Genomic DNA, 18,086 nt, shown 5'->3' on the forward strand with positions numbered 1-18,086 from the left:
GATGGAGCGCATTCCGATCTTGCAAATGGGCGACTTCCTGCTGGTGACCATTCAGGTCGACATGCATGATCAGTTGGCCATGACCCTTCAGGACGACCTGTCCGAGCGCATCAGCCGGACCTCGGCCCGCGGCGTGCTGATCGATATCTCGGCGCTGGACATGGTGGACTCGTTTATCGGCCGAATGATCGGCACCATCTCCGGGCTGTCGAAAATCATGGATGCCCAGACCGTGCTGGTCGGCATGCAACCGGCGGTGGCCATCACCCTGGTGGAGCTCGGCCTGACCCTGCCCGGCGTCAGTACGGCGCTGAATGTCGAGCGCGGGATGAAACTGCTCCAGGCACGAGTACGCGAGCAATGACCGTGCGCAGCAGCGGCACTCATCCGATTCTTATCGAGCAAGACGTGGTGCTGGCCCGGCAACTGGCGCGCAAGCTCGCCCAGGAGTGCGGCATGCGCCTGATCGACCTGACCAAGCTGGTGACGGCCGTCAGCGAACTGGCGCGCAACACCATGGTCTATGGCGGTGGTGGCGACATGGACTGGCAGATTCTCGACGAGAATGCCCGCACCGGCCTGCGCCTGACCTTTCGCGACGAAGGCCCGGGCATCGCCGATATCAAGCTGGCGATGACCGATGGCTGGACCTCCGGCAGCGGCCTGGGGCTGGGGCTGACCGGCGCCAAGCGCCTGGTCGAAGAGTTCGAACTGGACACCGCGCCGGGCAAAGGCACTCGCATAACGATCACGCGATGGACGTGAACATGGGGGGGACAATGACGCAGGTGCTGCCGATCGAAGACAGCAGCCAGATCGGCCATGCGCGACGCACCGCGCAGCAACTTGCGCAAAAACACGGTTTCGACGCCACCGATGCCGGACGTGTGGCACTGGTGGCCACCGAGTTGGCCAGCAACATTCTCAAGCATGCCACTAGCGGCGAACTGCACTTGAGGGTCCTGCCACGGGCTACAGGCGCCGGGATCGAAATACTCGCCGTCGACCGCGGCCAGGGCTTCGATGTGCAAAGGTGCCTGACCGACGGCTTTTCCACCGGCGGCACCCAGGGCATCGGGCTTGGGGCGGTGTCGCGCCAGACGCAAGTGTTCGATGTCTATGCCGACGCCCGAGGCTCCGTGCTGCTGACGCGGCTCTATCCGCGAAGTGACAAGGCACCGGACCGACGAGTCGGGATCAGCCAGCATGCGTTGCACGACGACCCCGCCTGTGGCGATGTCTGGCATCTGGCCTTTGACGGGCCGCGCATCAGCGCCCTGGTGATCGACGGCCTCGGTCACGGCGAAGAAGCCGAGCGCGCCGCCCGCGCCGGCGAGAGCGTGTTTGCCCACTCACCGTTCACCTCGCCGCTGTTGTTGCTCGAAGACATCCACCGCGCCATGATCGGCACCCGCGGCGGCGCCTTGGCCATCGCCCAGTTCGACGGCAACGGCAATACACTGCGCTTCGTCGGTATCGGCAACATCGGTGGCAGCCTGATCGCCCCGGACAAATCCCGCGGCCTGGCCTCCCACCCCGGCATCGTCGGTGGCCAGTATCGAAAGGCACAACCCTTTGACTATGCTCAGGTGAACGGACAGCTTTTGATCATGTACAGCGACGGCCTGCAGTCCCGTTGGAACCTGCAAGATTACCCCGGCCTGGTGCACCGCCATCCCGCCGTGATTGCCGCCATTCTGCACCGCGATTTTTGCCGTGGACGGGACGATGTGACGGTGTTGGTCATTGCTCTGGAGGCAACCCATGGCTGAGATACCCATGAGTCAGGTTGACGAACAAGCCGCGCTGATCGCGCAATTGCAGGGTGAAGCCAGCGCCTTGCGTGAAGAACTGGATGAAACCAACCAGGGCGTGCTGGCGTTGTACGCCGAACTCGACACCCAGGCCGAACAATTGCGCCAGGCTTCGGACCTCAAAAGCCGTTTCCTGTCTTACATGAGCCACGAGTTCCGCACGCCGCTGGGCTCGATCCTCAGCATCACCGGGCTGCTGAGCGATGAACTCGACGGCCCCCTGAGTCCCGAGCAGCACAAGCAAGTGGTCTTCGTCAGCGTCGCCGCCCGCGAACTGAGCGACATGGTCGACGATCTGCTCGACCTGGCAAAGATCGAAGCCGGGCGCATCACCATTTCCCCGGCCTGGTTCGACATGTTCGACCTGTTCGCCGCCCTGCGCGGCATGTTCCGCCCGATAGTCGACGCCAGCGCCGTGGACCTGATTTTCGAAGAGCCGGTGGGTTTGCCCAGGCTCTACACCGATGACAAGAAGCTCGCGCAGATCCTGCGCAACTTCATTTCCAACTCACTGAAGTTCACCACTCGCGGCGAGGTCCGCGTCTCGGCCCGGCTGGAGGGCAGCGACCGCGTGCGCTTTGCCGTCAGCGATACTGGAATAGGTATCGCCCCGGCGCTGCATGGCGCATTGTTCGAGGACTTTTCCCAGGTCGACTCACCCTTGCAAAAACGCCTGCGCGGCACCGGGCTCGGCCTGTCCCTGTGCAAACGGTTCGCGGCGTTGCTCGGTGGCGAAGTCGGGGTCCAGAGTACGCCGGGCAAGGGCTCGACCTTCTTCGTGATCATCCCGCTGGCCATCGCCATGGAGCCCGCCGATGAAACGTGACATCCGCTTGCTGATCGTCGACGACAACGTCGCGACCCGCTATGCCCTGCGCCGGCGCCTGGAACGCCACGGCTATGAGGTGCTGGAAGCCGGCACCGGCGGCGAAGGCCTCGAGCTGATCGACAGCGTCACCATCGACGCGCTGATCCTCGACGTCAATCTGCCGGACATGAGCGGTTTCGACATCGTGCGCAAACTGCGCTCCGAAGCCGCCACCGCCCTGCTGCCGGTGATTCACGTGTCGGCGGCCTCGATCCAGACCGGGGACATCATCACCGGTCTGGAGGCCGGTGCCGATGCCTACCTGATCCACCCGGTGGACCCGGACGTGTTGCTGGCCACGCTGCGCACCTTGCTGCGCGTGCGGGAAACCGAAAATGCCCTGCGTGACAGCGAGGCGCGGTTTCGGGAAATCTTCGTCAACGTTTCGGCCCCCATCGCCGTGCTGGATGCCGATCTGAAAATCCACGAATGCAACCATGCCTTCGCGCAGATGATCCAGGACAACCGCAATCCGGATGCCTTGCGCGAATGCTTTGCCGAGGATCAAGACGCGATCATCGAGGAACTGCGCTTGCGCCTGGCCTATGGCGAGCGCTGGAAAGGCACCCTGAGCATGCGGGTCCAGGGCGCGGTCCGCGAAACCGAATGGCAGATTTCGCCCTACCGCACACCGGAATTGAGCCTGGTGTTCGTCGAAGATGTCACCGAGCATCGTCACCGCGAACGCTCGCACCTGGCCCGGCTGGACGACGCCACGACCCAACTGGCCAAGGAAGTCGCCGAACGCGCGCGCACCGAAGCCCAGCTGCTGCAAGTACAGAAGATGGATGCGTTGGGCAAGCTGACGGGGGGCATCGCCCATGACTTCAACAACTTGCTCACCGGCATCATCACCAGCCTGCAGCTGATCCAGAAGCGGGTAGCCGCCTCGCGCACCGACAAGGTTCAGTTCTATGCCGAAGCGGCCTTGAATTCGGCCATGAGTGCCGCCTCCCTGACGCATCGCCTGCTCGCCTTCGCCCGCCAGCAACCCCTCGACACCCGGCCCGTGGACATCAACGAGCACATACGATCTCTGGAGGAACTGTTGGGGCGCACCATCGGCGAGCGCATCGCCCTGAGACTGGAACTGACCTCCAAACCCGCGATCGCCCTGGTCGACCCGATCCAGCTCGAAAGTGCGGTGCTCAATCTGGTGATCAATGCCCGCGATGCATTGCCCCACGGCGGCAATGTATGGGTCAGCACCTATGCCGCCTATTCCCACGGCGATCCCAATCTGGCCGATGGGGCGTATGTGGCCCTGTCGGTACGCGATGACGGCACCGGTATCGACCACAGTGTGATCGACAAGGTGTTCGATCCGTTCTTCACCACCAAGCCACTGGGCCAGGGCACCGGGTTGGGGTTGTCGACCATCTATGGTTTCGCCCGGCAATCGGGTGGCGATGCGCACATTCGCAGCGTCGCCCGGCGTGGCACCGAAGTCACCATCATGTTGCCCGCCAGTGCCGAGCTCATGGCCAGCGACACCCAGCCGCCCACCGTCGATCCTCAGGGGGCCGGCGAGCATGTGCTGATCGTCGAGGACACGCCGTCGGTGCGCATGTTCGTTTGCGAAGTGCTGGTGGACGCCGGTTACCGCTGCACTCAGGCAGGCGACATTGAGAGCGCTATGGAGCGGTTGCAGAATGACGAGTCCATCGATTTGTTGCTGACCGACGTCGGCCTGCCGCGCATGAGCGGCCGCGAACTGGCGGATGTGGCGCGGGGCTGGCGGGACAAGTTGCCGATCCTGTTCATGACCGGTTATGCCGAAACCGCGATCAACCGACAGGTGTTTCTGGGCGATGGCATGGAGATGCTGGTCAAGCCGTTCCAGATCAATGAGTTGCTGGACAAGGTTCGGCGCACTATAGACGGCGCCTGATAGATCGCCTTCGCGAGCAGGCTCGCTCCCACACTGGATCTGTGGCGCTCACAAATGCCATTGGGAGATCAATTGGCTGTTGGACAGGGTTCGGCGCACTTTAGACGGCGCCTGATAGATCGCCATCGCGAGCAGGCTCGCTCCCACAGGGGATCTATGTCGGTCACAAATCCCCTGTGGGAGCGAGCCTGCTCGCGATGGCGTCAGCAGAAACGCCACCGACTCAAGCCATGCCGAGGGTTCTGGCCAGAAACGCTGCTGTTTTGCTCTTCTTGCTTTTGGCGACTTTCTGCGGCGTACCCGCCACCACGATCTTCCCGCCCTGATCCCCTGCCCCCGGCCCGATATCGATCACCCAGTCACTCTGCGCCACCACGCGCATTTCATGTTCGACCACGATCACCGTATGCCCCGCCGTCACCAGCGTATTCAACTGTTCCAGCAAGCGATCGACATCCCGCGGATGCAAACCGGTGGTGGGCTCATCGAGCACATACAAGGTCGCCCCACGCTGGTTGCGTTGCAGCTCGGTGGCCAGTTTGATCCGTTGCGCCTCGCCACCCGACAACTCGGTCGCCGGCTGCCCGAGGCGCAGGTAGCCCAGGCCGATATCGCGCAGCACCTCCAGCGAGCGGCGGATCCCCGGTTGCCCGGCGAACACCTCCACCGCCTGGTCCACCGTCAGCTGCAACACCTGGGCGATGTTCAAACCTTGCCAGACGATCGCCAGGGTCTCGGGGTTGTAGCGCGCACCGTGGCAGGTCGGGCACGGCGCATAGACACTGGGCATGAACAGCAACTCGACGCTGACAAAACCTTCGCCTTCGCAGGTCGCGCACCGGCCCTTGGCGACGTTGAAAGAGAATTGGCCGGCGTCATAGCCTTCGGCCTGGGCCTGGGGGGTGGCGGCGTAGAGCTTGCGCACGTTGTCGAACAGCCCGGTGTAGGTCGCCAGGTTCGAACGGGGGGTGCGGCCGATGGGTTTCTGGTCGACCTGTACCAGACGCTTGATCGACGCCAGCCCAGCGGTGACCTGGCCGCCGCTGACTTGCGGCGCATCGTCCTCCAGGCTCAATTCTTCAGGCTCGCTGTCGCTGGCCGCGCGACCGAGGTGCGCGCCCACCAGTTCCAGCAGCGCCTGGCTGACCAGGCTCGATTTGCCTGAACCGGAAACGCCGGTCACCGCCGTGAAACAGCCCAGCGGAAACTCGGCGCCGAGGTTGCTCAGGTTATTGCGGGTGATGCCTTCCAGCCGCAGCCAGTCGGTCGCCTTGCGACTGACCCGGGGCTGGGTGACCTGTTTGGCGAACAGGTAGGCGCGGGTCTGGGAGTCCGTTATCCCGGCCAGGCCCGGCGGCGGTCCGCTGTAGAGGATCCGGCCGCCATGCTCGCCCGCCGCAGGTCCTACATCGATCAGCCAGTCGGCGCGGCGCATGGTTTCCAGATCATGCTCGACCACGAACAAGGTGTTGCCGGCGGCCTTGAGGCGTTGCAGGGCTTCGAACAGGGCCTCGCCATCCGCCGGGTGCAGACCGGCCGACGGCTCATCCAGCACGTAGATCACGCCGAACAACTGCGAACCCAATTGCGTCGCCAGGCGCAGACGCTGCAACTCGCCGGACGACAAGGTCGGCGTGCTGCGTTCCAGGGCCAGGTAACCGAGGCCCAGATCGGTCAGGGTGCTGACCCGCTCGAGCAAGTCCTGGGCGATCCGCTGCGCGGCCAGGCGTTTTTCCACCGACAGGTTGGGCGTGTGGCGCACGTCCGGGGCGTTGGCGTGAGCGCTGGCACCGTGGGCCACTCGCTGCTCACGGGCCTCGCGGGTCTGGCTGTGGGTCAACACCTCACCCGCCTCGTCAGCCAGCTCGAGGTAACTGTGGGCCGCCACCGGCTTCAGGACTTGCGCCACTTGCAGCAACGGCATTTGCGACAGCTCGCCGATGTCGTAACCGGCAAAGGTCACCGACAACGCTTCTTGCTTGAGCCGTTTGCCGTCACACACCGGGCAGGGGCTGCCGAGCATGTAGCGCGAAACGCGCTTCTTCATCAGCGCACTTTGCGAATGGGTGAAGGTGTGGAGGATGTAGCGGCGGGCACCGGTAAACGTGCCTTGGTAACTGGGTTCCATTTTGCGCTTGAGCGCGACTCGGGTCTCTTGCGGAGTGAGCCCGGCGTACACCGGAACCGTCGGCGTTTCTTCGGTGAACAGAATCCAGTCTCGCTGTTTTTTCGGCAGATCGCGCCAGGGTTTGTCGACGTCATAGCCCAGGGTCACCAGGATGTCCCGCAGGTTCTGTCCCTGCCAGGCCATGGGCCAGGAGGCGACGGCGCGCTGGCGGATGGTCAGGCTCGGGTCGGGGACCATCAAGGCTTCAGTGACCTCGTAGACCCGACCCAGGCCATGACATTGCGGGCACGCGCCCTGTGGCGTGTTGGGCGAGAAGTCTTCGGCATACAGCATCGGCTGTCCCGGCGGATAACTGCCGGCCCGGGAATACAGCATGCGGATCAAGCTCGACAAGGTGGTCACGCTGCCCACCGAAGACCGCGTGCTCGGCGTGCCCCGCTGTTGCTGCAAGGCCACGGCGGGCGGCAGGCCTTCGATCGAGTCGACGTCCGGCACCCCGACCTGATCGATCAGGCGTCGCGCATAAGGCGCCACGGATTCGAAATACCGGCGTTGCGCTTCGGCGTAGAGGGTCGAGAACGCCAGCGAGGATTTTCCCGAACCGGACACGCCGGTGAACACCACCAGGGCGTCCCGGGGGATATCGACGTCGACGTTCTTGAGGTTGTGTTCCCGGGCGCCGCGCACCCTGACCATGCCGGAGGGAGGGTTGGAGGTGCGCTTGTCAGTCATGGGCAGCCTTGATTGGAAGGTTCAAAGGAATGAGGGTCTGCACTCCAACTGTGTGATTGCGTCAGCCGTTAAGCACGGTGCGGACCATTTGCGTAAGCGCCTCGGGACCATAGGGTTTGCTCAGCAGATGGGTGTCGGGGCTGAGCTGGTGATTGCGCGAGATGATGTCACGGGTGTGGCCCGAGGTGAACAGGATCGGCACCGGCGGCGTCTGCACCTTGGCCCAGGCCGCCAGGTCCGAACTCTTGATCAGGCCGGGCATGACCACATCGGTGAAGATCAGGTCCACCGCCACGCCTTCGAGCAACATCTGCATGGCGCTGTCGCCATTGCCGGCGGTCAGGACTTGATAGCCCTCCTCGCGTAGCAACTCGACCGCCGCGCTGCGCACCGCCTCGTTGTCCTCGACCACCAGCACGGTTTCGTTGCCGCCCTGGCGTTGTGGCTCCTGCAATGTCGTTTCACTGCGTAACGCACGCAGGCTGCGCGGGAAATACAGCTGCACCCGAGTGCCCCGCCCCGGGACACTGGACATTTCGATATGCCCGCCGCTTTGCTTGACGAAACCGAACACCATGCTCAGGCCCAACCCCGTGCCCTGGCCATCGGCCTTGGTGGTGAAAAACGGTTCGAATGCGTGCCCGAGCACGTCGGGCGACATGCCGACGCCGCTGTCGGCCACCCCGATGCACACGTAATCGCCGGCCACGATGCCCTTGCCCGCACAGAACTGAGCATCGAGTGCAATATTGCCGGCACTCAGCTCGATCGTTCCTTCGCCCTGCATGGCGTCACGGGCATTGATCGCCAGGTTGAGGATGGCGTTTTCCAACTGATTGCGATCCACGTGCAGGTACCAGGCGTCTTCGGGCGCAGTCACGCTGATCTGGATGGTTTCCCCCAGGGCCCGCTGCAATAGCTCCGCCAGACCATCGAAGATTTGTCGTGGATCGCAGACCGCAGGGGACAGCGGCTGGCGACGGGCAAACGCCAGCAGTTGCGAGGACAGCTTGGCGCCGCGCTCGACTGCGGCAATCGAGGCACTGACCCGGCGCTGCACGTTGGCATTGTCCGGCTCATGCCGCGCCAGCAGATGCAGGTTGCCGGCGATCACCTGCAACAGGTTGTTGAAGTCATGGGCCACGCCGCCGGTCAGGCCGCCGATGGCTTCGAGTTTCTGTGATTGACGCAATTGCTCTTCAGCCGCCAGCCGCGCTTCGACTTCATCGGCCACGCGCTGCTCCAGGTTGCGGGTGAACCTGAGCAAGGATTCTTCGGCGGTCTTGCGTTCGTGGATGTCGATCAACACCCCGGGAAAGCGGAACGGTTCGCCCTGCTCATTGAATTCACAGCAGCCACTGGCCTGGACCCACACATAACTGCCATCCGGGCGCATCACCCGGTACTCGGCGTTGAAGGGTTCGCCGGTGTGCACCGATTGACTGACCTGCTCCTGAACCCAACTGCGATCATCGGCGTGGATCTGTGCTTCGGCAATGTCCGTTGCCAGGTCGGCCAGGTTTTGCTCGGCCGGGTAGGAAAAGGTCCGGGCGAAGCGTTCATCGCCGGACAGCACATTGCCCTTGATGTCCCAGACGAACGAGCCAAGCAAGGCGCCGGCATTGAGCGCCAGGCGTACCCGTTCATTGTCGGCGCGGTAGGCGTCTTCGGCGGCGCGGCGGCGACGTTCGGAAATCACGTGCTCGGTGGTGTCGACCACCATCGCCATGACCCCGGCCGGTTTGCCTTCATCATCGGCCACCGGGCTGTAATACAGGTCCAGCCAGACGTCTTCGGGGATCCCGTCGCGCAGTAGCACCAGCTTTTTATTTCGATAGGACAACGTGCCGCCCGCCAGGCAAGTGTCGACTACATGTCGATTGAATTCGGCCACTTCCGGCCAGCCCAGTTCGACCGGTGAGCCCAGCAGGTAAGGATGGCGACCTCCGGCGAATTTTGAGTACGCGTCGTTATAGATCATGTAACCAGGACGACCCCAGAGCATCACCATCGGCAGCGGCGAAGCAAGCATCAACTGCACCGTGCTGCACAGGCTTGCGGACCAGGCATCCATATTCCCCAGCTCGGTCGAGCTCCAGTCGAACGCACGAATACGCCCGGCCATTTCACCGTTCCAGCCGGCACATCCGTGGCTATCGTCTAGAAACCGCATCGACTGGCTCTTTTCCCTGAAATGGCACCTGTCTGCTTCGAGCACAGGGGGCGCCAATGGTTCATTGGCGTATCACTGATTCACACCCTGCTTGGAACGCCCATGGTTCACCCCGTGTAGGAGCGAGCTTGCTCGCGAAAAACCCGAGAGCGACGCGCTCATCCAGACAGCACGCGTTATCGTTGACCTCCATCGCGAGCGAGCTCGCTCCTACAGTACCTCGATCAGGTGCTTGAGCGGGTGATAACCGGTTTTCAACGTTGCCGCAACGTCGAGAATGGCCTTCTCGATGCCGTTCAAATGCATGCAGGTCAGCTCAATGGCCGCACTCTGGTTGCCGGCTTCGATGTACTCGATCAGGCGCAGGTGTTCGTCATCGCGGCAGGCCCGGTGGCTGTCGTCATCCAGCGCTGCGGCGTAGAGCGAGGCGCGGGAAATCAGTTTGCGGAACCAGTCCAGCAACACCGGGTTATTCAGGCTTTGCGCAAGCTTGATGTGGAACTCGCCGAGCAGATGGATCAGCCGCTCGTGATCGCCGCTTTGATGGGCTTCGTCCTCGAGCAACAAATGATCGCGCAGGTCCCGGGTCACCGCGGTGTCGCGCCGACGGCACAGCTCGCTGACGATACCGATCTCGATCAGGCGCCGGGTTTCGAACAGCGAACGGATCTCCTCGTCACTTGGCAATGACACCGAGGCCCCCTTGTTGGGCTCGGTGGTGACCAGTCCATCGGCCTCCAATTGCTTGAGCGCGGCACGAACCGACGTTCGGCTGACATTGAAAAGCTCGGCCAGCGACGCCTCGCCCAGCTTCATCCCGGGACGCAACGAGCGTTTGCTGATCGCCTCGTAAACCCCTTGGTAGACGCGGTCGACCGTGGTCTCCAGTTTTTTCTCGGTCATCGGAACACTCCTTTTGCGCTAAACAACCGGCCCCTGGCGATGAGCAGCCATTGAAAAAGGGGGTTGCACGAGCAGATTAATCCGGTTATTTGTAGATTGCATCCAGATATTGCATACAATAATTAGAGGAATGCACCATTATGGGTCATCCAGTAGCGATTGAAGTGCGTAACGTTTCCAAGCGGTATTCCGAAGATCCGGGATTGGCCCCGGCTCTGGATAACGTTTCGGTGGACATCGCCGACAACGAATTCTTCACTCTGCTCGGCCCATCCGGCTGCGGCAAGACCACCTTGCTGCGCACCATCGCCGGCTTCGAGCACGTCAGCGAAGGTGAGATCCGCCTCGCCGGCGAACCGGTCAATGACCTGCCGCCGTTCAAGCGTCGGGTCAACACGGTGTTCCAGAGCTACGCGCTGTTTCCGCACATGAGTGTCGCGCAGAATATCGCCTTCGGCCTCGAGATGCAGGGTCTTGATCGCGAGCAGATCGCGCAACGGGTCGATGAAATGCTGGCGCTGGTACAAATGCAACACCTGGCCAAGCGCAAACCGGCCGAGCTGTCTGGCGGTCAACAGCAACGCGTGGCCCTGGCCCGGGCCCTGGCACCAAAACCCAGGGTGTTGCTGCTCGACGAACCGCTGTCGGCCCTCGACCTCAAGCTGCGCAAGGAAATGCAGGTCGAACTCAAGCGCGTGCAGAAGGAAGCCGGGATCACCTTCATTTTCGTCACCCACGATCAGGAAGAAGCCCTGACCCTGTCCGACCGCATTGCCGTGATGTCCGCCGGCAAGATCCTGCAGATCGGCACGCCGAACGATATCTACGAGCGCCCGCAGCATCAGTTCGTCGCCCAGTTCATCGGCGACATCAATTTCCTCCCCGGCCATCTCAAGCGCGGCCAGCAGAACGAAAAAATCTTCGTGCCCAGCGGCATGCCGGTGGAAATCCCCTGCCCGGCCCAAGGCTTCGATGGCGCAAAAGTGCAACTGGCGTTCCGCCCGGAGCGTTCGCAACTGGTCGACCCGGCGCAACCGCATCACCTGCGGGGTGTGATTGAAGCGGTGTTGTATGTCGGCACCGCGACGCTTTATCAGTGCCGCTTGAACAACGACATCAAGGTCATGCTGCGCGAGAACAACGAAGGCCTGAACCGCGGCCGGGTGGTCGGTGATCGCGTCGCGGTCAACCTGCCGCCCCACGCCTGCCTGTTGATGGAGGCCTGAAATGAGCGTCAGCAGCACTTCCCCCGCACTCAACCGCGCGCTGTTACTCAGCCCGGTGGTCCTGACCCTGCTGGCCCTGATTGCCATTCCGCTGGGCATCATGGGCTACATCAGCCTGCTGCCGCGCAACGTCTATGGCGGTGTCGACTGGCAGGCCGACTGGCAATTGCAAAGCTACGTGCAACTGTTTTTCCAGGAAGGTTTCGACGGCGAACTGGAGCTGAACTGGGTCTATGCCCAGGCGTTGTTGCGCTCGGTGTTCCAGGCCGGTGGCACCACGTTGCTGTGTTTCCTGTTCGGTTTCCCGGTGGCGCTGTGGATGTCGAGCCTGACACCCCGTCGACGCAACCTCATGGTGTTGCTGATCACCATCCCGTTCTGGACCAACCTGCTGATCCGCAACTACGCCTGGCTGATCATCCTGCGCGAGCATGGCTGGGTGGCCCAGAGCCTCAATGCGCTGTTCCCTCAAGCCGGTGGCATCACCCTGCTCTACAACGACTTTGCGGTCAGCGTCGGGCTGGTCTACAGCTTCCTGCCGTTCATGATTCTGCCGATCTACTCGACCCTGGAAAAACTCGACTGGCGTCTGGTGGAAGCCGCCTACGACCTGGGTGCCAATCGCTGGCACGCGCTGAAGCGGATCATCCTGCCACTGTCGATGCCAGGGGTGATTGCCGGCGCGCTGCTGGTGTTCGTGCCGAGTCTTGGTGCGTTCATCACCCCGGCGATTCTTGGCGGCGGCAAGACGCTGATGATCGGCAACCTGATCCAGCAGCAGTTTGGCACCGCGCGCAACTGGCCGCTGGGCAGTTCGCTGTCGTTCCTGCTGCTGGGCATTCTGCTGCTGTCCCTGGTGCTGTACGCCCTCTATAGCCGCAGCGCCGCCAAAACACTCCGCCGGGGAGCCACCGCATGATTGCCCTGCACCTGAAAAAACTGCCCCTGACCCGGGAAGTCAGCCTGCTGATCCTGGCCTATCTGTACCTGCCGATCCTGGTGTTGATTGCCTATAGCTTCAACGCCAATCGCTCGGCGACGGTCTGGACCGAGTTCTCGTTCGCCTGGTACGGACGGATTCTGGCGAACCCGTCGATCCAGACCGCGGCGCTGAACTCGATCATCGTGGCCAGCATCGCCACGGTCTGCGCCACGGCCATCGCCTTGCTGGCGGCGTTGGCCACTTACCGGCCGTTCTACGGACAGAAAATGGTCGAGGGCGGGATCAACCTGCCGCTGATCCTGCCGGAAATCGTCACCGCCGTCGCCACCCTGCTGCTGTTCATGGCCCTGGGTATCAAGCTGGGTTTGCTGACGGTGATCGTCGCGCACATCGGCTTCTGCATTCCCTTCGCCTACCTGCCGATTCGCGCACGCCTCAATGACCTGGACAAGAGCCTGCTGGAGGCGGCAAACGATCTGTACGCCAACCCCTGGCAGGTGTTTCGCCGGGTGACCTTGCCGCTGTTGTGGCCGGCGGTGTTGTCCGGTTCGGTGCTGGCGTTCGTGGTCAGCCTCGACGATTTCATCATGACCTTCTTCGTCGCCGGCCCCGGTTCCACGACCTTGCCGGTGTACATCTTCTCGGCGATCAAGTCCGGCGTGACCCCGGAGATCAATGCGATCTCGACCCTGATGCTGCTGATTTCCATCGTGCTGGTGGTGCTGGCCTTCTGGCTGGGACAGCGCGGCAAAAACCAATGAGCCTGGAGCGTCTTCTCTTATGAACAAGAGCATGAAAATAAAAAGCATGTGTGTAGCTGTCACCGGTCTGGCCCTCAGTTGCTTCACGGCGTTAAGCGCCCACGCCGCCGAGCCCAAGCAACTGTTCTTCTACAACTGGACCGACTACTACCCGGTGGAACTGCTGGCCAAGTTCGAGAAAGAGACCGGGATCAAGGTCACCATGGACGGCTACGACAGCAACGAAACCCTGCTCGCCAAGTTGCAGGCCGGTGGCGCGGCTTATGACGTGATCGTGCCGTCGCAGTCGATCATGCGCACCCTGATCAACCAGGACCTGCTGCTGGCCATCGACGCGCCGAGCCTGCCCAACTTCCAGTACGTCAAGCCGGCGTTCCGCGACCCGGGATTCGACCCCGGCCGCAAGTTCTCGGCGCCGTACCTGTGGGGCACCACCGGGTTCTCCTATGACAGCGCGCGGGTACCCGGCGGCAAGCTGGACGACTCGTGGAAGGAGTTCTTCGAACCGCGCAAGGAACTGCAAGGCCAACTCGCCGCCCTCGACACCTCCAGCAGCGTGATCAACGCCGCCAGTCATTACCTGAACGTCGATGAATGCAGCGAGAACCCGCAGGACGCCAAGCGCATCCTGGAGCTGCTGCAAAAACAGAAACCTTTTCTGAAGATGTACAGCTCGGACAACACCGTCGACCGCATGGCCTCCGGTGAAGTGATCATGATGCAGAACTGGAACGGCTCCACCGCCCGGGCCACGTTGCAGAAGAGCACGATCAAGTACGTTTATCCCCGTGAAGGCCTGGCGATGTTCCAGGACAACTTCGCCGTGCCCAAAAGCGCGCCGCACCCTGGCAACGCGAAGATCTTCATCGACTGGATGATGAAACCGGAAAACGCCGCCGCCGTGTCCAACGCCATCGCCTACGCCAATGGCATCCAGAGCGACAAGCTGATCGACGCCAAATGGAGTGTCATGGACGCCATCAACATGCCCGACGAATTCGCCTCGCGCCTGCGCCCGGAGAAAGAGTGCAGCAACAAGGCGCGGGAGCTGCAGGACCGCATTTGGGCGAAGCTCAAGGGCTGATTGCCTGACTTAAGACCGAGTCGCGGCCATCGCGAGCAAGCTCGCTCCCACAGGGTTCGGGATGACCCAAAATTCTGTGCCTGACAGAAACCACTGTGGGAGCGAGCTTGCTCGCGATGAGGCCCGCACAAACACCACACAATTCGAGGTTTGCCATGACCCAACCCCGCTGGCTGCGCAATGTGCGGCCCTACGGTTCAACCGGCGAAGACCTGCTTCTGGAAAACGGCCTGTTCCAGGCTCGGCGCCCGGCCACCAGCGCGCCACTGACCGCCACCGACATCGACGGCCGAAACCAGCTCCTCACCCCAGCCCTGGTAGAAAGCCACGTCCACCTCGACAAAACCCTCTGGGGCCAACCCTGGCGCCCAAACAGCGCAGGTCCCACCCTCAAGGACTACATCGCCAACGAACGCCGCGTCCTGCGCGAAGTCGAAAGCCCCATTGCCCAACGGGCCGGCGCCCTGCTGGAAAACTGCATCGCCCGGGGTTCGCTGACCATGCGCTGTCACGTCGACATCGATCCGGACTTCGGCCTGCGCCATGTCGCTGCCCTGCAGCAGCTGCAGGAAAACTACCGCGACCTGATCGATCTGCAACTGGTGGTCTTTCCGCAAACCGGCCTGATCAGCCGTCCCGGCACCGCCGAGCTGATGCGCGAAGCCATGGTCCTGGGCGTGGAAAACGTCGGCGGCCTCGACCCCTGCGGCATCGACAACGACCCCATCGCCCAACTCGATTTCGTGTTCAAGCTGGCCAGCGAATTCGATCGCGGCGTCGACATTCACCTGCATGACAAAGGTGAACTGGGCCTGTGGCAGATCGCGCTGATCGCCGACTACACCGAGCGTTTCGCGCGTCAGGGCCGGGTGATGATCAGTCATGCTTACTGCCTTGGGATGTTGCCGTGGAGTCAGGTCAAACCCGTGGCCGAGCGTCTGGCGGCGCTGAATATTTCATTGATGAGTTCGGCACCCGCCGACTGCGCGGTACCACCGTTCCTCGCCCTGCGCGAGGCCGGGGTCAATGTCTGCCTGGGTTCGGACGGGATTCGCGATGCCTGGTCGCCCCTGGGCAACGGCGACATGCTGGAACGGGCGATGTTGCTGGCGTTTCGTTTTGACTTGAACAAGGACGAGGAACTGCTGGCGGCGTTCGAGGCGGCGACAGTCAATGGCGCTCGGGCATTGGGTTGTGACGGGTATGGGCTGGAGATCGGCCGGCCGGCGGACTTCCTGCTGATGCCGGTGCAGACCTTGGGTGAGGCGGTGGTTTCGCGTCCGGCGCGACAGGTTTATCGCGGCGGCCGGTTGATAGCCTCCGGTGGACGCCTGCTGGAAAGTCGCTTGTGAAGCGTATTGGCTTGAGGGCCAGTTGCGTGGTCGGTTTCGACGGCACGCAGCATGTGCTGTGGCGTAACGGCGAAGTGGTGTTCGAGGGTTCGCGTATCCTGTTTGTCGGGCGTGACTATCCGGAGCCGGTGGATCAGTGGATCGATCATGGCAACGCGCTGATCGGTCCCGGCTTCATTGACCTGGATGCCCTTGGCGATCTCGATTCCACGGTGCTGACACTCGATAACGGCGATGAGCGCGCCATGGGCCGGATGTGGTCCGAGGACTATCTGGCGGCCGGCCCGCGCGACAGTTACAGCCCGGATGAAGAAGTCTTCAAGTACCGCTACGCCTTCACTCAGCTGATCCGCAACGGCATCACCACGGCCATGCCGATCACCTCGATGTACTACCGCGAGTGGGCCGAGACTTACGACGAGTTTGCTGCGGTGGCCGGTATCGCCGGTGAGCTTGGGCTGCGCACTTACCTCGGCCCCTGCTACATGAGCGGCATGAGTTACTGGCGCGCCGATGCAAGTCTCGGGCATCACTGGGACGAGGCGCGGGGCATGGCCGGGATCGACGCCGCCGAACGGTTTTTCCATGATTTCGACGGTGCCCACGGCGATCTGATTCGTGGCGCGCTGCTGCCGGATCGCATCCAGACCTGCACCCCGGCGCTGCTGCAACGCACCGCCGCGCTGAGCCGCGAACTCAATGCGCCGATGCGTCTGCATTGCTGCCAAGGGCTCGGCGAAGTCGCAATGGTCGAGCAACTCCGCGGCGTCTCGCCCCTGGCGTGGCTGCAGCAACTGGACCTGCTGACCCCGCGCAGCCTGCTGCCCCACGGCATCTACACCCACGGCGATGACGACCTGCGGCGGGTGGTGGATGGCGGCGCCAGCCTGGTGCATTGCCCGGTGGTGTTTGCCCGGGATGGCGAGGCGCTGAATTCCTTCGGGCGCTATCGGGCCAAGGGCATCAACTTCGCCCTGGGCACCGACACCTGGCCCGCGGACTTGCTGGAGAACATGCGCCAGGGCCTGAACATCGCCCGTTTGCTGGAGGTCGGCAACTCGTTGACCAGCACCCTGGACCTGTACAACGCCGCCACCCTTGGCGGCGCCAGGGCCCTGGGCCGTGACGATCTCGGTCGTCTGGCACCGGGCGCCAAGGCCGATATCACGGTGTTCAGCCTGCGCGGCCTGCACCTGGGGCCGCTGTTCGATCCATTGAAAAACCTGGTGCTGGCCGGTCGCGGCGACGACTGCATCGCCAGCTACATCGACGGCCGCTGCGTCATGCGGGACGGCCAGGTTCAAGGCGTCGACTACCCCGCTCTACAACGTCAGGCACAAACACAATTCGAAAAACTGATGCGCAGTCACAGCGACCGGGCCTTTGGCCAACCGGACTGGAAAAGCCTGTTTAAACCGGCCATCCCGTTCGCCGACGACTACAGCGCGCAGGTGCCATTGAGCACCCTCGATCCACTTCTTTAGAGATTTCTGCCCATGCAAAGCTTTGACTTCAGCACATTGAGTGCGCGGGACAAATACAAGATTCTGATCGGCAGCGTGGTGCCGCGGCCGATTGCCCTGGTCACCACCATCGACGGCGAAGGCCGGATCAACGCCGCGCCGTTCAGCTTCTTCAATGCCCTCTCGGCCGACCCGCCGATCCTCGCACTGGGCGTGGAAAACTACGGCGACCAGAGCCCCAAGGACACCACCCGCAACATCCAGCTCAACCAGGAATTCACCGTGAACATCGTCAGCGATGCCCTGGTGGAAGCCATGAACGTCTGCGCCGTGCCCTTCGCCCCGGGCTTCGACGAACTGACGGCCGCGGGCCTCACCGCTATCCCCGGCACCACCGTCAAATGCCCGAGAATCGGCGAAGCCCCGGTGGCGCTGGAATGCCGCAGGATGATGGCGCTGTCCATCGGGCAGTCGCGGGAGATCATTTTGGGCGAAGTATTGATGGCCCATGTGCGGGATGAATTGATCGACCCGAAAACCCTGTACATCGATCAACTGGGGCTCGACGCGATTGGCCGCATGGGTGGGCATGGGTATGCGCGCACCCGGGATTATTTCGACCTGCCGACCCGGTCGCTGCAGGCATGGACGGATGCGCCGGGGGGTGGACAGCGGTTTTGGCCTGAGGGCAAATTGTAGGAGCGAGCTTGGTCCGGGCGGCGTTCCGACGATGGTCGTTAACGATAAC

At 62.7% G+C, this 18,086-nt stretch carries 15 protein-coding genes; 12 read left to right on the forward strand and 3 right to left on the reverse strand.

Features of this window, described 5'->3' with window-relative positions:
- The first annotated feature begins 1 nt into the window (after position 1).
- Genes ACA041_RS17815 through ACA041_RS17835 form a run of 5 tightly spaced genes read left to right on the forward strand, consistent with a single transcriptional unit; the run spans position 2 to position 4,573 of the window.
- Positions 2-364 carry an STAS domain-containing protein gene (locus ACA041_RS17815; RefSeq protein WP_497434856.1) on the forward strand — a complete coding sequence of 121 codons (363 nt, stop codon included), beginning with the start codon at positions 2-4 and terminating at the stop codon, positions 362-364.
- Positions 361-765 carry an anti-sigma regulatory factor gene (locus ACA041_RS17820; protein ID WP_497434860.1) on the forward strand — a complete coding sequence of 135 codons (405 nt, stop codon included), beginning with the start codon at positions 361-363 and terminating at the stop codon, positions 763-765. Before ACA041_RS17815 ends, ACA041_RS17820 begins: the two co-directional genes overlap by 4 nt.
- On the forward strand, positions 756-1,772 hold the full coding sequence (locus tag ACA041_RS17825; protein ID WP_497434865.1) for an ATP-binding protein: 1,017 nt from the start codon (positions 756-758) through the stop codon (positions 1,770-1,772). Before ACA041_RS17820 ends, ACA041_RS17825 begins: the two co-directional genes overlap by 10 nt.
- Entirely contained in the window at positions 1,765-2,640 is an 876-nt protein-coding gene (locus ACA041_RS17830; protein ID WP_497434868.1) for a sensor histidine kinase, read from the forward strand. The genes ACA041_RS17825 and ACA041_RS17830 overlap by 8 nt, the downstream gene beginning before the upstream one ends.
- A complete protein-coding gene (locus ACA041_RS17835; protein WP_497434874.1) occupies positions 2,630-4,573 on the forward strand; it encodes a PAS domain-containing hybrid sensor histidine kinase/response regulator in 1,944 nt (647 codons plus the stop codon). The genes ACA041_RS17830 and ACA041_RS17835 overlap by 11 nt, the downstream gene beginning before the upstream one ends.
- A 223-nt stretch (positions 4,574-4,796) precedes the next feature.
- Here the strand turns inward: ACA041_RS17835 and ACA041_RS17840 are convergent, their stop codons facing one another.
- The 3 genes from ACA041_RS17840 to ACA041_RS17850 form a co-directional block, all read right to left on the reverse strand.
- A complete protein-coding gene (locus tag ACA041_RS17840) occupies positions 4,797-7,433 on the reverse strand; it encodes an excinuclease ABC subunit UvrA (RefSeq protein ID WP_497434878.1) in 2,637 nt (878 codons plus the stop codon).
- 61 nt (positions 7,434-7,494) lie between these two features.
- Positions 7,495-9,606 (reverse strand): hybrid sensor histidine kinase/response regulator, encoded by a 2,112-nt coding sequence (locus ACA041_RS17845; protein ID WP_497434880.1) that lies wholly within the window; start codon positions 9,604-9,606, stop codon positions 7,495-7,497.
- Positions 9,607-9,816: 210 nt separating this feature from the next.
- Positions 9,817-10,509 carry a GntR family transcriptional regulator gene (locus tag ACA041_RS17850; RefSeq protein WP_497434882.1) on the reverse strand — a complete coding sequence of 231 codons (693 nt, stop codon included), beginning with the start codon at positions 10,507-10,509 and terminating at the stop codon, positions 9,817-9,819.
- 140 nt (positions 10,510-10,649) lie between these two features.
- On the opposite strand from ACA041_RS17850, the gene ACA041_RS17855 reads away from it, so the two are divergent.
- The 7 genes from ACA041_RS17855 (at position 10,650) to ACA041_RS17885 (ending at position 18,037) form a co-directional block, all read left to right on the forward strand.
- Positions 10,650-11,735, forward strand: a complete 1,086-nt coding sequence (locus ACA041_RS17855) for an ABC transporter ATP-binding protein (RefSeq protein WP_497434885.1) — start codon at positions 10,650-10,652, stop codon at positions 11,733-11,735.
- 1 nt (position 11,736) lies between these two features.
- Complete coding sequence (locus ACA041_RS17860; RefSeq protein WP_253428679.1) at positions 11,737-12,654, forward strand: ABC transporter permease; 918 nt, start codon at positions 11,737-11,739, stop codon at positions 12,652-12,654.
- Complete coding sequence (locus tag ACA041_RS17865) at positions 12,651-13,439, forward strand: ABC transporter permease (protein ID WP_497434891.1); 789 nt, start codon at positions 12,651-12,653, stop codon at positions 13,437-13,439. The genes ACA041_RS17860 and ACA041_RS17865 overlap by 4 nt, the downstream gene beginning before the upstream one ends.
- 31 nt (positions 13,440-13,470) lie before the next feature.
- The gene (locus tag ACA041_RS17870; protein ID WP_497434895.1) at positions 13,471-14,523 is read left to right on the forward strand and encodes an extracellular solute-binding protein; all 1,053 of its coding nucleotides are present in this window, start codon (positions 13,471-13,473) and stop codon (positions 14,521-14,523) included.
- A gap of 155 nt (positions 14,524-14,678) precedes the next feature.
- A complete protein-coding gene (locus ACA041_RS17875) occupies positions 14,679-15,875 on the forward strand; it encodes an amidohydrolase family protein (RefSeq protein WP_497434900.1) in 1,197 nt (398 codons plus the stop codon).
- Positions 15,872-17,359, forward strand: coding sequence for an amidohydrolase family protein (locus ACA041_RS17880; RefSeq protein ID WP_497434904.1), 1,488 nt, complete (start codon positions 15,872-15,874; stop codon positions 17,357-17,359). Before ACA041_RS17875 ends, ACA041_RS17880 begins: the two co-directional genes overlap by 4 nt.
- 12 nt (positions 17,360-17,371) lie before the next feature.
- Positions 17,372-18,037: a flavin reductase family protein gene (locus ACA041_RS17885; RefSeq protein ID WP_497434909.1), complete on the forward strand. Its 666-nt coding sequence runs from the start codon at positions 17,372-17,374 to the stop codon at positions 18,035-18,037.
- The last annotated feature ends 49 nt before the right edge of the window (positions 18,038-18,086 follow it).

The sequence above is a fragment of the Pseudomonas sp. LBUM1676 genome, from assembly GCF_059695605.1.

What these genes read in the sequence shown, in the direction of transcription:
- ACA041_RS17815 (WP_497434856.1), top strand. Translation starts at nt 2, where the DNA reads ATGGAGCGCATTCCGATCTTGCAAATGGGCGACTTCCTGCTGGTGACC.
- ACA041_RS17820 (WP_497434860.1), top strand. Translation starts at nt 361, where the DNA reads ATGACCGTGCGCAGCAGCGGCACTCATCCGATTCTTATCGAGCAAGAC.
- ACA041_RS17825 (WP_497434865.1), top strand. Translation starts at nt 756, where the DNA reads ATGGACGTGAACATGGGGGGGACAATGACGCAGGTGCTGCCGATCGAA.
- ACA041_RS17830 (WP_497434868.1), top strand. Translation starts at nt 1,765, where the DNA reads ATGGCTGAGATACCCATGAGTCAGGTTGACGAACAAGCCGCGCTGATC.
- ACA041_RS17835 (WP_497434874.1), top strand. Translation starts at nt 2,630, where the DNA reads ATGAAACGTGACATCCGCTTGCTGATCGTCGACGACAACGTCGCGACC.
- ACA041_RS17840 (WP_497434878.1), bottom strand. Translation starts at nt 7,433, where the DNA reads ATGACTGACAAGCGCACCTCCAACCCTCCCTCCGGCATGGTCAGGGTG.
- ACA041_RS17845 (WP_497434880.1), bottom strand. Translation starts at nt 9,606, where the DNA reads ATGCGGTTTCTAGACGATAGCCACGGATGTGCCGGCTGGAACGGTGAA.
- ACA041_RS17850 (WP_497434882.1), bottom strand. Translation starts at nt 10,509, where the DNA reads ATGACCGAGAAAAAACTGGAGACCACGGTCGACCGCGTCTACCAAGGG.
- ACA041_RS17855 (WP_497434885.1), top strand. Translation starts at nt 10,650, where the DNA reads ATGGGTCATCCAGTAGCGATTGAAGTGCGTAACGTTTCCAAGCGGTAT.
- ACA041_RS17860 (WP_253428679.1), top strand. Translation starts at nt 11,737, where the DNA reads ATGAGCGTCAGCAGCACTTCCCCCGCACTCAACCGCGCGCTGTTACTC.
- ACA041_RS17865 (WP_497434891.1), top strand. Translation starts at nt 12,651, where the DNA reads ATGATTGCCCTGCACCTGAAAAAACTGCCCCTGACCCGGGAAGTCAGC.
- ACA041_RS17870 (WP_497434895.1), top strand. Translation starts at nt 13,471, where the DNA reads ATGAAAATAAAAAGCATGTGTGTAGCTGTCACCGGTCTGGCCCTCAGT.
- ACA041_RS17875 (WP_497434900.1), top strand. Translation starts at nt 14,679, where the DNA reads ATGACCCAACCCCGCTGGCTGCGCAATGTGCGGCCCTACGGTTCAACC.
- ACA041_RS17885 (WP_497434909.1), top strand. Translation starts at nt 17,372, where the DNA reads ATGCAAAGCTTTGACTTCAGCACATTGAGTGCGCGGGACAAATACAAG.